Here is a 13,320-nt window from a genome sequence, read left to right as displayed (position 1 = left end):
TAAGCCATGCAAATTTAAGCCAGCCATTCTCAGGGTGTTTATCCAATGTTATGTGCTCCACAAATGACCTAAAAACTAACCTAAGAAATAATCCCATTTTTATTAACAATTAAGGATTCTATTTGGCTGATAAAATCTCTTAAAAGTAAATTACCTTACCATATAAGCCATAAAGATTAAAAATTTAGTAAAAAATAAGCCCCTATATGTAGGGGCTTATTTATGTCTCATCATAGTTATAAATAAAGTTATATTGAGCTAATTTGCTGTAGGATTATCTGCCTCAGTAATGATATCTCCTCTATTGGTAGCGTGCCTGCTGTCAGCATTCACTTTGTCACTATCAATATCAACATCTTTAGGAAGGATAATTTCATTATTATGCTCGTCATACTCTATGTCGCTGTCTTTATCATAAGCGACCGGCTCAAAACGTGGCGTGACGTCATCACTATCTTTATCTTCCTTAATTAAGTGATTAGGAGTCGCAGCGTCAGATTTTCTAAAGAGTTTAGAGCGCTCTTTTTTAGCTAAATCGGCTTCATTTTCTGCTGATTTTTTTCGCGGTTCACTATGAGCAAAAATAGTATTTAACGGCATATTCAATTGCTGCTTGGCATAGGCTTCTGTATTTTCAAAGCGATTGACCAACAAGCTTAGCCACGGTTTTTGGTCTTCTGGACTCATCTCATCAAGCTCATCTTTGATAGGCAAGGGATAAGGTAGGGTGCGATAAAAGTCCCACAAAGTCATTTTGCTCAAATCTTTTTTCAGCACATAATCCTCTTCTTCCGTCATGGTAATCAAGTTGCTGTCTTGCAGATAATTAAGATAGGTATACCATTTTGGCAGCTCTTTACGCCCCAAGACATTGCGTAATGCTTGTTCGCTCACCGCTTCGCCTTTTAAATGATGGGTATAAACAAGGTTTAGCATATCGAGCAAGCTTAAGAGCGGGTGGCGCGGATACACTTCTTCGGTTTCAAAAATAGTCAAGGTATAGCTAATCTCAACGCCCAATAAAATCAAATTCCACGACAGATATATCCATAATAAGAAAATTGGCAGCGCCGCAAACGCACCATAAATGACTTCGTAGCTGGTAAAGTTTGCCATTACGGTACCAAAAAGATTCTTCATTAGCTCAAAGATAATCGCGACAAACACACCAGCAATGGCAGCATTTTTTGCAGGGACACGTGCTTTTGGAATGAACCAGTACATACTGATAAAACCAGCTACCGTGATGGTAAAGGAAACGACTTGTACCCAAAATGACCAGTCGATACCATAACCAGCAATTTGTCTATTTAAAAAACTTAGGCTTTGTACCGCGCTTGAGGCAAGGAATGCTGTGCCTAATACTAACGGTCCTAACGTGACGATGGTCCAATAGCGCAGCATGCTTTTCATACCACCAGAGCGGTTTTCTACCCGCCAGATTTGATTAAAAGCGCGCTCAATAGTGGTCAAGGTCATGATGGTGGTAAAGAATAAAACCATCGCGCCGATAATGGTTAGATTTGACGATTGCTCAGCAAAGGTATTGATATATTTACTGACCTGTAAGCTCGATTGTGGCAGCAAATTGCTATAAATAACCTCATAAATCTGCGCTCTGACGGATGCCAAGGCTGGAACAGAGGATAAAATCATCAAGAGTACCGTTAGGATAGGTACAATGGATAATAAGGTCGTATAGGTCAGCGACGCGGCTTTTTGTTGGCAGTTGTCTTCAAAGAAATGCCGCGTCAAAAAACGCAGAAATTGAAACCAGCTTTGGTGTAAAAAAGGGATTTTTTTTAATAAGTTTTCCATGACGACCATTTAACGCGGATAAGAGTGCGAATAGTGTAGCAAAAATGGGCATTGAGAATCTGCCGCTTAATTGTGTCTAAATGCATTTAAGCGACTTTCATATCATTCTATAGTGAATTAAATATAAAAACGATGCAGTAGAACAGGGATGAATTTTTTGCAGCCTCTGTCTGCGTAGGCACAGCAAGCTAGAAAAATTCATCCCTGTTCTGCGTTATAACCATAATCGATTCAATTAGTATGGATTATATATAACAGCACTTAAACTAGAGTGTTAAGTGCGCTTTGTTTGCATGTCAGTGAATGACTCGGGCATAATGTGCACATCTATTTATAATGGTTGTTGTCTGCCATATATAGTTGAAATAACACATAGCGCAAATAACAACGTCAATGATTTTAGAAGGAAGTTTTGCTAATGAGTCAGACCGCCCCTTATGTTTTGGTGCTTTATTATTCAAATTATGGTACGACTAAGACATTAGCATATGCCATCGCCCAAGGTATTGAAGACGCTGGCATGACGGCGCGTATTCGTACGGTGCCGACAGTCGCGCCTGAAACCACGGCAAGTAAGCCTGCCATTCCTGATGAAGGCGACCTTTATTGCACCATGGATGATTTAAAAGATTGTAGCGGTCTGGCGCTTGGTAGTCCGACGCACTTTGGTAATATGGCCGCACCCATGAAGTATTTTTGGGACAATACCGTCACGCTTTGGCTAGCAGGCAATCTACAAAACAAACCAGCCGCCGTCTTTACCGCCACCGGTTCGATGCATGGCGGGCAAGAGACGACCTTGCTGACCATGATGATGCCGCTATTGCACCATGGCATGATGATTGTGGGCGTCCCTTATGCTGAGCCTGCCCTAAATCGTACCCGTGGTGGTGGCTCACCTTATGGCGCAAGCCATGTCAGCGGCGCCTTACATGATCAGCCTGTATCGGCAGATGAGCGGGAACTGGCTATTGCCCAAGGGCGTCGTTTGGCGATTACGGCGTCTGCTTTAGCCCAAGCCAATTGGAATCGTTAATTGCTGTCTAGTTAATTGACCTCTAACTATTGCTGCTTGCTGCTATCAATTAGGAAATAAATATCTCTCATGGCTACTAACCGCTCCAATCAGGACAATAACATTCAAACGCCAACTGAAAAATCAACTCAGACTAGCAATGCTACTAAGGCGCAAAAACCGATAACGCCTATTCGTCAGCGTTTGATGATGACGTGGTTGGTATGGCTGGTTTTTAGATTATTGGCGCTGCCGATTTTAATCAGTGTCTTTAATCCCAGTAATCCAGATATTATCGGCGGTATTGCTTGGCAAGCGCTATGGTTGGTGCCGGCGTTTGTCTTGACGCCATCGATATTACGTGGACGTTCGCCGTATGCGCTATTGATAGGCAGTATGTTTACCTTGGTTTATCTTGGGGCGAGCGGTGTGGTGCTGTTTACGCGCATCTATGGCAGTAGTTGGGCTGAGATAGTGGTATATTTGCTTGATTTTGTGCTATTGCTGGCAATCAACGTTTGGTTGTTTATCCTACTAAAACGCCTACCGTCAATGAATAATGTCGTTAAGCAGCCACGTTCTCGCTAGATGAATCTTGGTATCCTGTGTTGTTGTAACCTATATTGATAGCAAGATTGATAGCAAAAAAGCGGCGCTCTAAAGTAGAGCGCCGCTTTTTTAGGTTAGTCATTTATGCAGAAATAATGGCTTAATTAACCTTGGTTAATTCTAAATCCATCTTTTTACCGTCGTTAATCTGACTGACTTTAACCGGTAGATAATCTAAGCTTGGCGCCAACCAAAAACTGGTCGAGCGGCTGTTGTCATCATGGACACGGTCGACACGTACGGTATCAAAGGTACCCGCTGGCACGGTAATCTTAGTATTACCTGATTTTTTAAACGGCGTTTTTTCTACTTTGTCTTTTTTCGCCATGTAGTAGTTGCCAGAGAATTTACCGTTTAGCAAGTCTTGGCGAATTTGCACCTCAAGGCTCAAATCATCAAAGGCTTGCTGCGCCATATTCATGGTGGTCGACTTGCCGCGATAGTTACTTACCACCTTTTTACTGCTTGGATTAAAGTCCAGTTTATGGGTACGACCAACGCCTAATAGCTTGTAAGTGGTGCTAGCTTGGGTTGGCACGACATTATTACCGTTAATGCTAAAGGTACTGTTTTGCGCGGCACTTGCGACACCGGCCACCCGCGCATTGACGTTATATTTCCACGTATTACCGGCTTTATTTAACGTACGCGTAGCTGTCCCTTTGTATTTGTCTTCAACGGTAAAGCTATAATTGGCGCTTGATGGTTCAATGTTTTTGGCGCTGGCAAGGGTAGGTGCTGTCATACTTAAAGCTCCAATCGCAGCAATGCTCGCCCCAGTGGTTAAGGCGGTTAAAAATTTAGATGGGCTGCGTTTCGGGTTATTAGAATCGGTTGCTAGGGATTGTTTATTGTTTAATAAAAAACTCATGGATATTCCTTAATTTGGTTTCAGGCTGTGTTATCAGCTTTTATTTATAAATATTGTCTTTTGTTTGACTGTTAGCTTTTATTTATAGGTCTTGTTATGTGCTCAGTCTTATATATGGTCATACTCTGTTACATTTTCAAGGGCAGCGACAGAGTCAAGCGTTTGGCTAATGTAGTTAATGTTGCTGGTTTTGCTAAATAAAGCAGGCGCAGTAACTTGCTGTAATCTTAGTAAGACGGCGTAAATGAAATAGATAGCAATAACCAAAATGCACTCAGGTCTTACCGCTTGCATTTACAGCCACTATTCGATAGTAAATCTGTTGTTTTTGAGCAATGCTAAGGCCTTTAATAGCATGCAATTCAATCAAATGATTTTTTTAAAACATCATTACTGACTGAATAAGCGACAATGTGCAAAATTCTTGTAAATTTTTGGTCTTTACACTTGAACCGAACTCACCTTGCCCCCACTTTTTGATACAAGCTCAAAGCTTATCTTAAAGATGCTGTTTTTAAGCAGTCATTCTGCTAGATCTTGGTATTGAGACCATTAATTCAAATAAACCCTTACTTTTAATAACCAACTTTTGGAGTCATATCGATGAACATTCGTCCTTTACATGACCGTATTGTCGTCCGCCGTATAGAAGAAGAAACAAAAACTGCGGGTGGTATCTTACTTCCTGGTTCTGCTCAAGAAAAACCTTCACAAGGTGAAGTGCTAGCAACCGGTAACGGTCAGATTCGTGACAACGGTGAAACTCGCGCGTTAGATGTAAAAGCTGGCGATAAAGTCTTGTTCGGTCAATATGCTGGTCAAACGGTAAAAGTTGACGGCGAAGAGCTATTGATTATGAAAGAATCTGATGTATTGGGTGTGCTTGAAGGCTAATTGTCCACGAGGCAATGTTAGCTAATTATTGTTAGCTAACACCATTTATACCTCAAGAGCATTTATAAAAAATTTCTTTGAAACATTTAATTGCATTCTCATACTTATAATAGTGGAGTAATTTAACATGGCAAAAGACGTAAAATTCGGCATTGATGCCCGTAAACAAATGATGGACGGCGTAAACGTTCTAGCAAATGCGGTAAAAGTAACCTTAGGCCCTAAAGGTCGTAACGTGGTTATCGATAAATCATTTGGCGCACCTACCATCACTAAAGATGGTGTTTCGGTTGCCAAAGAAATCGAGCTTGAAAACAAATTTGAAAACATGGGCGCGCAATTGGTTCGTGAAGTGGCTAGCCGTACCAACGATGTTGCTGGTGATGGTACAACGACTGCGACCGTATTGGCTCAGTCAATCTTGCAAGAAGGCATGAAATCTGTTGCCGCTGGCATGAACCCAATGGATCTAAAACGCGGTATTGATAAAGCAGTACGTGCAGCTGTTGAGCAAATCCATTTGCTATCAACGCCAGCTGATGATTCAAAAGCGATTGCCCAAGTTGGTTCTATCTCTGCGAACTCAGACACCAAAATCGGTGAGTTGATTGCCCAAGCGATGGAAAGAGTCGGTAAGCAAGGCGTTATCACTGTTGAAGAAGGTTCAAGCTTTGAAGATACCTTGGAAGTTGTCGAAGGTATGCAGTTTGACCGTGGCTATATCAGCCCGTACTTTGCTAACAAGCAGGACAGCTTAACCGCAGAATTCGAAAACCCGTATATCTTGCTTGTTGATAAAAAAATTAGCAATATCCGCGAAATCGTGCCATTACTTGAGCAAGTGATGCAGCAAAGCAAACCGTTGCTAATCATTGCTGAAGACGTTGAAAACGAAGCATTGGCAACACTAGTTGTAAACAACATGCGTGGCGGCCTAAAAACTTGTGCGGTTAAAGCACCAGGTTTTGGCGATCGTCGTAAAGCCATGCTAGAAGATATCGCAACGCTAACTGGCGGTACGGTTATCTCTGAAGAGATTGGCTTAAGCCTTGAGACTGCTACTCTAGAGCAACTTGGTACCGCTAAGAAAGTCACTGTCGGTAAAGAAAACACCGTTATCGTTGATGGCGCTGGTAACAAAGCTGACATCGAAAACCGTGTTGAATCTATCAAACGTCAAGCCGAAGAATCAACGTCTGACTACGATAAAGAGAAGCTTCAAGAGCGTATGGCGAAACTTGCTGGCGGCGTTGCCGTTATCAAAGTTGGCGCTGCGACTGAAACTGAAATGAAAGAGAAGAAAGACCGTGTTGATGATGCGCTACATGCAACTCGTGCAGCGGTTGAAGAAGGCGTTGTCCCTGGTGGTGGTGTTGCCCTAGTTCGTGCAATGAATGCATTGTCTGAGCTACGTGGCGATAACGATGACCAAAACGCTGGTATCAATATCTTACGTCGCGCAATGGAAGCCCCATTACGTCAAATCGTCACCAACTCTGGCGAAGAAGCCTCAGTTGTGGTTAACGAAGTGAAGAGCGGTAGCGGTAACTACGGTTACAACGCAGCTTCTGGCGAATACGGCGACATGCTAGAGATGGGTATCCTTGATCCAGCGAAAGTTGCTCGTTCAGCACTAGAAAACGCCGCTTCTGTAGCAGGCCTCATGCTTACTACTGAAGTCATGATTACTGATTTACCGCAAGGTGATGATGGTATGGCTGGCATGGGCGGTGCTGGTGGAATGGGCGGTGCTGGTGGAATGGGCGGTATGGGTGGAATGGGCGGCATGATGTAATTTATGCCTCTACTAAATTTGTATGATGTTATCGACCTCGGTTGCTTTAATTGAATAACCGTACTTTTTTAGTCAATCTATAAGATACTTTTCGCTAGAAGTGTAAGTATTTCTGTAAAAGTGTTTGAACTACCGAAAGCTCTGTTGTCGTTAAGATAGCAGGGCTTTTTTGTGTCTGGTTGTAGTAGCCTAATTAATTTAGATAATAGACTATAAATGGATTGATATATCTCAAGTTGATAGTGCCGAGTAAGGATTTACAGTTATGGTAAATATTGAACTGTTATCTAGGTTGAGTCGCTTCTATTAACCTCATAACCTTTAACGTATGTTATATCGTTTAAAAATTAAAAGACTATAGAGTAGAGTAAATCTATTCAAAAATTATATAAGCTTTTAAGTATATAAAATTTCTTTAACTATATGCTAGTATTAGAATATAGGTTAAATGGACTTAAAATTTATTCAAGGGAATAGTTGGGCATGTGCTGTAGGTTAATAGCTACAACAGCTTGTGTGCCATTTAAGGCGATAAAGATGAAAAAAACTAGGCTTGGAATTCTAATAGAAGATGAAACATTAGCATGGCACATGTTTGAACCATTAAAACTTCTAGTTGATGAGGGTATCGTTGAGGTTTGTATCGCTGTTCGACGAAGTGTAAAACCAAAATCTATCATATCTAATGTAACAGAGGTTATTCCATTTATTAATCAACGAATATTCTCTTTCCTTTCTCGTACTAAAAGTGATGTTAAGGGTTATTCTATCCATGATTTGGTAGCTAACGGCAAGATACCTATCATTATATCAACACCAAAACAGTATCAGTCTACTGATGAGATTGAAGACTCAGTTATTGAGAAACTTGGAGCAGCAGATCTAGATTACCTTCTTAATATTGGTTTCCAGAACTTAACTGAGAAAGTCTTAGGTATTACAAAAAAAGGTATTCTTTCTTTTCATTATGGTGACGAAACCATAAAACGAGGTGAACCAGCATTGTATTGGCAGTTTGCCGAACGATGGGATCATAGCGTAGTTAGTCTACACCTATTAAGTGATTCCCTTGATGGTGACAAAGTTGTGGGGAGAGGTTATTGTACTTTGTTCTATTTGAACTATAACTTAACTGAGCATAAATTAAATGGGGTTCTAGCATCAATATTGTATTGTTATTTCCATAACAATAATATTGGAGTCGAGAGTGAAAAATTTGCTGATTCAATTGACGACTGCAAAAACTATAAGACCACTAAATATTTAACTGCTATAAGGCATTTGACGGGTTATTTAAAGTATTACGCTGTGGAAATATTTTATAAAATTTCTTATCTAAGTCAATGGAGTATTTTTATTGGCTCTGTTGATCAATCAATACAAACATATACGGAGCTATTACCTGAAAAAGGATGCTTTTGGGCGGATCCTTTTTATATTGAACAAGACTCAAGGCGCTATATATTCTTTGAAAGCTTAAATTACAAAGAAAATATAGGTCGTATAGAATGGGTAGAACTGAATGAAAGCAATCAAGTTATTGATTCGGGACCGACAAATTTAGGTATTAGCGTTCATTTGAGCTTTCCTAATGTATTTAAGTACAACAATGTAATATATATGATTCCAGAAGCTGCAGAGACCAATTGCATTAACCTATTGAAAGCGACAAACTTTCCTCACAAGTGGGAGAAGGTTCATAAGTTGGTTGTTGGGGTGAAAGCATTAGATAGTGCAGTTATTAAACACAATGGACTATGGTATCTTTTCACGACTCATGGTTCACTATCAGAAATTACAGCGGGTTTAGAGTTGCAGATTTATATTTCTGACAAGTTAATGTCGGATGATTGGACACTCCATCCGCTTGCACCTATCAAGATTGATGTACGTGGATCACGATTAGCAGGAGCACTATTTCGGAAAAATGGTCAGTTGTTTCGTACTGCCCAGGACTGTACAATTAGGTACGGACGTAGGATAGCTTTATACTTAGTAGAAGATTTGACGCCGATATCCTATAAAGAAACCTTTGTGCGTTATATTGAACCCAATTGGGCAACTGATATCGATCGTCTCCATACTTATAATATCTATGATCAAACTGTCGTACTTGATGTTTCAAGAGATAGGTTTCGCTTTACCGTATAGTTATTAAGAAATCTTATGGCAGCTGTGCTAATTCTTTGTCAAAAAACCCCGATAGTGAACTGAACCCCATAAGTTGGACACAACTTATGGGGTATTTTTATGCATTACGACCTAGACTTTAAGATAAAAGTCATCGCATACTATCGGCAAGGACATACCGGACTTGCCACAAGTGAGAAGTTTAAAGTAGATTCGAAACTTGTACAAAAATGGGTTAAACAATACCAAAGCGGTGGCATAGATGCCATTAAGCCAAAGACAAGTAAGGCCAAATACAGCAGTGAGTTTAAACATCACGTGATTACGACCATGCTTAAGGAAGGATTAAGTCAATCCGAGGTCGCTCTAACGTTTAACATCAGCTCACCGGCCTTAATTAGCCACTGGCACAAAGCGTATCGGCTTTATGGTATGTCTGGACTAATATCCAAACCTAAAGGTAGAACCGCCATGAGTAAACCCTTTATTACAGACATGCCAGATGATGAAAAGACGCTAGCAGAGCTTAAGCGTGAGAATGAGTACCTACGTGCGGAGAACGCCTACCTAAAAAGCTGGATGCCTTGCTCAAACAGAAGAAGAAACAAGCTTTGAAAAAGCAAGGCTCATCGAAGGACTAAGACAAGAGCACCCTTTATCTGCTTTGCTAAACATCGCTAAGATGGCTAAGAGTGTCTTTTACTACCATAGGTGTCAGTTTGATGTTAAAGACAAATATGCAGACTTAAAACATCATATTGCTCAGATATACCACAAGCATAAAGGCAGGTATGGTTATCGTAGAGTCACGGCCGCGCTAAAGCAGTTAGGGGTTTATCATAACCATAAGCTCATCGCTAAGCTTATGCATGACATGAAGCTTAGCGCAAAGATAAGACGTCAGAAGTACCGATCTTACAAAGGACAACAAGGCAAGATTGCGAAGAACTATTTAAAGCGCCAGTTTCATGCAGATAAACCAAATAAGCGCTGGCTGACCGATATTACTGAGTTTAAGGTGGGTGATGATAAGCTGTATTTGTCACCCATACTTGATTGTTATAACAATGAGATCATCACCTATACGCTCTCAAAGAGACCCACTTATGACTTAGTTGGTAAGATGCTAGCTAGTGCTTTAGATAAGACAAAGGCGTGCCGTGGTAAGAGATTAATGCTGCATTCAGATCAAGGGTGGCATTATCAAATGAAACCGTTTAGCACGACGCTTAAACAGCATGGAATTAAGCAAAGTATGAGCAGAAAAGGCAACTGCTTAGATAATGCACTGATGGAGGGGTTCTTCGGTACGCTGAAGTGCGAGACGATTTATATTGAGAAACCGAAAACTATTGAGCAGTTAGAGAAACAGATTCATGAGTATATGCATTATTATAATCATGAGCGTATTCAACTTAAATTAAAAGGACTGAGTCCTGTGCAATACAGAACTCAGTCCTTGTTATAAACTAAACCGTCCAACATTTGGGGGTCAGTTCATAGGCTGAGCTTATCGGGGTTTTTTTATGGAAATTAGGGCGTTTCCTCAATTCAATCGATGGACATCTAAATGGGCTAAAAATGGCTAAATTTTGCCAAACTTCGTTAAATAGCTGGGTAATATCCCGATATTAACTGCACTATTTTCCTTGTTTGGCTACAGTTTATCTCATTTTTATCACCATTTTTAAAATGAGGACACGCCCTAGATATTGTTTTAAAAATTACTGACTTGCTTCATCCCGACGAAAAGTCCACGTTTTATCATCAGACAACTCATCGACATAATAATAGCCCACCAAATCAAACTGCTTTAATTGCTCCGCATTGGTCAGCTTATTATCCGCAGCATATTTCACCATCAGTCCACGGGCTTTTTTGGCATAAAAGCTAATCACTTTATATTGGCCATTTTTCTCATCTTCAAATCGTGGTGTGATAATTTCAGCATTGAGCGCTTTCTTTTTTATTACCTTAAAATACTCATTAGAAGCAAGGTTAACCAAGACTTTGTCATCACTATCCGCCATGCGTGCATTGATAGTGTCTGTCACTGCCTCGCCCCAAAATTCATAGAGATTATCCCCGCGCTCATTTTTTAGCTTGGTGCCCATCTCTAGGCGATAGGGTTGGATTAAATCGAGCGGTTTTAGCACGCCATAAAGCCCTGACAAAATACCCAAATGTTCATTGACGTAAATAGCGGTTTCTTTGTCCATGTGATACATATCAAGACCGCTATAAACATCACCATCGAATAAATAACCCGCCGGTTTGGCGTTGTTATCCGTAAAGGGTTCATTCTCACTCCAAGCCCAGTCTTGATTACGCTTAGCATTCAGCTGCGCCAAATCGTCAGAGATGCTCATCAGCTCTTGCAAATCAATCGGCTCTTTTGCTTTTAAATTTTTCATTAGCACTTGCGAGTGCTCAATCAGCTCGGGCTGACTATAGTAGTTGCCAAGATTGACTGGTACGGCATCTTTCTCATTAAGAGATTTGGCTGGGGAAAGTAAAAAATACATGGTTAGTCCTTATTTATAATGAGTTAAAGGGTGTTCTAATTAAGTGTCAAGTTTTCTTATTATACGTTAGGCAGTATTTTATCTTGACTTAGTCGTAGCTGTTTTGTATTTTTAAGCGTTATCGTAGACATATGTCAAATATTAAAACAATTTATGCGTTGGCTCAGAGCTAATAGCTTACAGGCTTTGCGCGCTTTTGGAAAAAATAAAAGTTTTTAATATAACAATAAAAGTTATGATGATGGTGTAAATGCCTAACTTTTTATTTTACTTGTGGGTCATCATTAGACAATGAAAGTTAGCAGACGATATCTCTATAATAAAAAGGCATGATGGCAAAGGCGTCATCATTTATTAAATTGATAATCTTTGGTCTTAAGTGTTAAACCAACCATGACCAAAGATTTTTTTGTCCCCTGTGCTTTTTAAATGTGCGTTGAGGGTGTTAAAAGGTAGTCATTAGACGTGAGTATAGTCATTAGACGTAAGTAAGGAGACGGTATGAAAATCGGTGTTATTAGTGCAGATAGCGCAAGTGAAAGTCGGGTAGCGCTAACCCCTGACGCGGTAAAAAAATTACGTAAGCTAGGGTTTGAAGTCGTCATTCAGTCAGGTGCAGGTCAAGCAGCATATTATGCTGATGAGCTGTATCAAGCGGCGGGTGCTGACATTGCCAACAGTAGTGCCGAGGTCGTCACCCAGTCTCAAATTATTACCACGGTCAACGACTTGCCAGCGGCGGTAACTGAGCATTTAACGGCCGGTCAAGTGGTTATCGGGATGCTTGACCCATATCGCAATAGCCAGCTAGATACTTATGCGGCAAAAGGCGCCACCGCTTTTGCAATGGAGTTATTGCCACGTACCTTGTCACGTGCCCAGAATATGGACGTCTTGTCTTCGCAAGCCAACCTTGCCGGTTATAAAGCAGTATTGCTAGCCGCCAACGAATATTCGCGTCCGTTCCCAATGTTTATGACCTCAGCTGGTACGGTTAAGCCTGCCAAAGTGGTCATCTTAGGTGTCGGCGTTGCAGGCTTGCAAGCGATTGCAACGGCTAAGCGTTTAGGCGCTGTCGTTGAAGCAAGTGATTTACGTCCGACTGCCCGCGAGCAAGTAGAATCATTAGGCGGTAAGTGGCTTGATGTGCCGATGAGTGCAGAGGAAGCTGAGACAGCTAAGTCTACAGGTGGCTATGCGTGGACGCCATCAGAGCAATATGTCAAAGACCAAGCGGCAGTGGTTGACAAGGCATTAAGCAATGCTGATATCGTTATCACTACAGCGCAAATTCCTGGTCGTAACGCACCGCGTTTGGTGCACGGGGCGACGCTTGCCAAAATGAAAGCAGGCTCAGTGCTCATCGATATGGCAGCTGGTACGGGCGGAAACGTTGAAGGCAGTGTGCCTGATGAAACCATTACCACGGCAAATGGCGTGCGTATCGTTGGTGCGGCTAATATTCCATCGCAGCTGGCAGCGCAGTCTTCAGACTTATATGCCAATAATCTTGTCAATTTTATCACCACTTTAATTGCTCCTGCAGCTACAGACGACGCTTCAGTAAATACACTGGCACTAAATTTAGATATGAATGATGAGATTCAAGGGGCGTTAGCAGTGACACATGACAAGCAAGTACGCCTTGCTAAACGCTAAGCCT

11 protein-coding genes are annotated in these 13,320 nt (G+C 41.1%); 8 read left to right on the top strand and 3 right to left on the bottom strand.

Going from position 1 to position 13,320, the window contains the following annotated elements:
- Positions 1–258: 258 nt before the first annotated feature.
- The gene (locus JMX94_RS01510) at positions 259–1,818 is read right to left on the bottom strand and encodes a YihY/virulence factor BrkB family protein (RefSeq protein ID WP_201562604.1); all 1,560 of its coding nucleotides are present in this window, start codon (positions 1,816–1,818) and stop codon (positions 259–261) included.
- Positions 1,819–2,236: 418 nt separating this feature from the next.
- Between JMX94_RS01510 and wrbA the strand changes: the two genes are divergently transcribed.
- Together wrbA and JMX94_RS01500 are read left to right on the top strand one after the other, a co-directional pair.
- Positions 2,237–2,854 carry an NAD(P)H:quinone oxidoreductase gene (gene wrbA, locus JMX94_RS01505; RefSeq protein WP_201562602.1) on the top strand — a complete coding sequence of 206 codons (618 nt, stop codon included), beginning with the start codon at positions 2,237–2,239 and terminating at the stop codon, positions 2,852–2,854.
- Between the two features lie 69 nt (positions 2,855–2,923).
- Positions 2,924–3,421: a hypothetical protein gene (locus JMX94_RS01500; protein ID WP_201562600.1), complete on the top strand. Its 498-nt coding sequence runs from the start codon at positions 2,924–2,926 to the stop codon at positions 3,419–3,421.
- 121 nt (positions 3,422–3,542) lie between these two features.
- Here JMX94_RS01500 and JMX94_RS01495 read toward each other — a convergent pair whose 3' ends face one another.
- Positions 3,543–4,313: a DUF3108 domain-containing protein gene (locus JMX94_RS01495; RefSeq protein ID WP_201562598.1), complete on the bottom strand. Its 771-nt coding sequence runs from the start codon at positions 4,311–4,313 to the stop codon at positions 3,543–3,545.
- Between the two features lie 603 nt (positions 4,314–4,916).
- Between JMX94_RS01495 and JMX94_RS01490 the strand changes: the two genes are divergently transcribed.
- The 5 genes from JMX94_RS01490 to JMX94_RS01470 all read left to right on the top strand — a co-directional run bounded on the left by JMX94_RS01490 (position 4,917) and on the right by JMX94_RS01470 (position 10,600).
- A complete protein-coding gene (locus tag JMX94_RS01490; protein WP_010196840.1) occupies positions 4,917–5,207 on the top strand; it encodes a co-chaperone GroES in 291 nt (96 codons plus the stop codon).
- 127 nt (positions 5,208–5,334) lie between these two features.
- Positions 5,335–7,002 carry a chaperonin GroEL gene (groL, locus tag JMX94_RS01485; RefSeq protein WP_201562596.1) on the top strand — a complete coding sequence of 556 codons (1,668 nt, stop codon included), beginning with the start codon at positions 5,335–5,337 and terminating at the stop codon, positions 7,000–7,002.
- Between the two features lie 537 nt (positions 7,003–7,539).
- The gene (locus JMX94_RS01480) at positions 7,540–9,153 is read left to right on the top strand and encodes a hypothetical protein (RefSeq protein WP_201562594.1); all 1,614 of its coding nucleotides are present in this window, start codon (positions 7,540–7,542) and stop codon (positions 9,151–9,153) included.
- Positions 9,154–9,252: 99 nt separating this feature from the next.
- Positions 9,253–9,747, top strand: a complete 495-nt coding sequence (locus JMX94_RS01475; protein WP_227673465.1) for a helix-turn-helix domain-containing protein — start codon at positions 9,253–9,255, stop codon at positions 9,745–9,747.
- 49 nt (positions 9,748–9,796) lie between these two features.
- Positions 9,797–10,600 (top strand): IS3 family transposase, encoded by an 804-nt coding sequence (locus JMX94_RS01470; protein ID WP_265088919.1) that lies wholly within the window; start codon positions 9,797–9,799, stop codon positions 10,598–10,600.
- Between the two features lie 256 nt (positions 10,601–10,856).
- Here JMX94_RS01470 and yaaA read toward each other — a convergent pair whose 3' ends face one another.
- Positions 10,857–11,657 (bottom strand): peroxide stress protein YaaA, encoded by an 801-nt coding sequence (gene yaaA, locus JMX94_RS01465; RefSeq protein WP_201562592.1) that lies wholly within the window; start codon positions 11,655–11,657, stop codon positions 10,857–10,859.
- A 501-nt stretch (positions 11,658–12,158) separates the two neighbouring features.
- Between yaaA and JMX94_RS01460 the strand changes: the two genes are divergently transcribed.
- Positions 12,159–13,316, top strand: coding sequence for an NAD(P) transhydrogenase subunit alpha (locus JMX94_RS01460; protein ID WP_201562590.1), 1,158 nt, complete (start codon positions 12,159–12,161; stop codon positions 13,314–13,316).
- Positions 13,317–13,320: the final 4 nt, after the last annotated feature.

The sequence above is a fragment of the Psychrobacter sp. CMS30 genome (assembly GCF_904846565.1).
GTDB lineage: Bacteria > Pseudomonadota > Gammaproteobacteria > Pseudomonadales > Moraxellaceae > Psychrobacter > Psychrobacter maritimus.
Note: the sequence above shows the minus strand (reverse complement) of the source record. Positions and strands in the feature narration are given on the sequence as shown.

Bases quoted from the DNA above. Each gene is read 5' to 3' on its own strand.
- wrbA (WP_201562602.1), top strand. From the start codon at position 2,237: ATGAGTCAGACCGCCCCTTATGTTTTGGTGCTTTATTATTCAAATTAT.
- JMX94_RS01490 (WP_010196840.1), top strand. From the start codon at position 4,917: ATGAACATTCGTCCTTTACATGACCGTATTGTCGTCCGCCGTATAGAA.
- JMX94_RS01500 (WP_201562600.1), top strand. From the start codon at position 2,924: ATGGCTACTAACCGCTCCAATCAGGACAATAACATTCAAACGCCAACT.
- JMX94_RS01480 (WP_201562594.1), top strand. From the start codon at position 7,540: ATGAAAAAAACTAGGCTTGGAATTCTAATAGAAGATGAAACATTAGCA.
- JMX94_RS01475 (WP_227673465.1), top strand. From the start codon at position 9,253: ATGCATTACGACCTAGACTTTAAGATAAAAGTCATCGCATACTATCGG.
- JMX94_RS01495 (WP_201562598.1), bottom strand. From the start codon at position 4,313: ATGAGTTTTTTATTAAACAATAAACAATCCCTAGCAACCGATTCTAAT.
- JMX94_RS01460 (WP_201562590.1), top strand. From the start codon at position 12,159: ATGAAAATCGGTGTTATTAGTGCAGATAGCGCAAGTGAAAGTCGGGTA.
- groL (WP_201562596.1), top strand. From the start codon at position 5,335: ATGGCAAAAGACGTAAAATTCGGCATTGATGCCCGTAAACAAATGATG.
- JMX94_RS01510 (WP_201562604.1), bottom strand. From the start codon at position 1,818: ATGGAAAACTTATTAAAAAAAATCCCTTTTTTACACCAAAGCTGGTTT.
- yaaA (WP_201562592.1), bottom strand. From the start codon at position 11,657: ATGTATTTTTTACTTTCCCCAGCCAAATCTCTTAATGAGAAAGATGCC.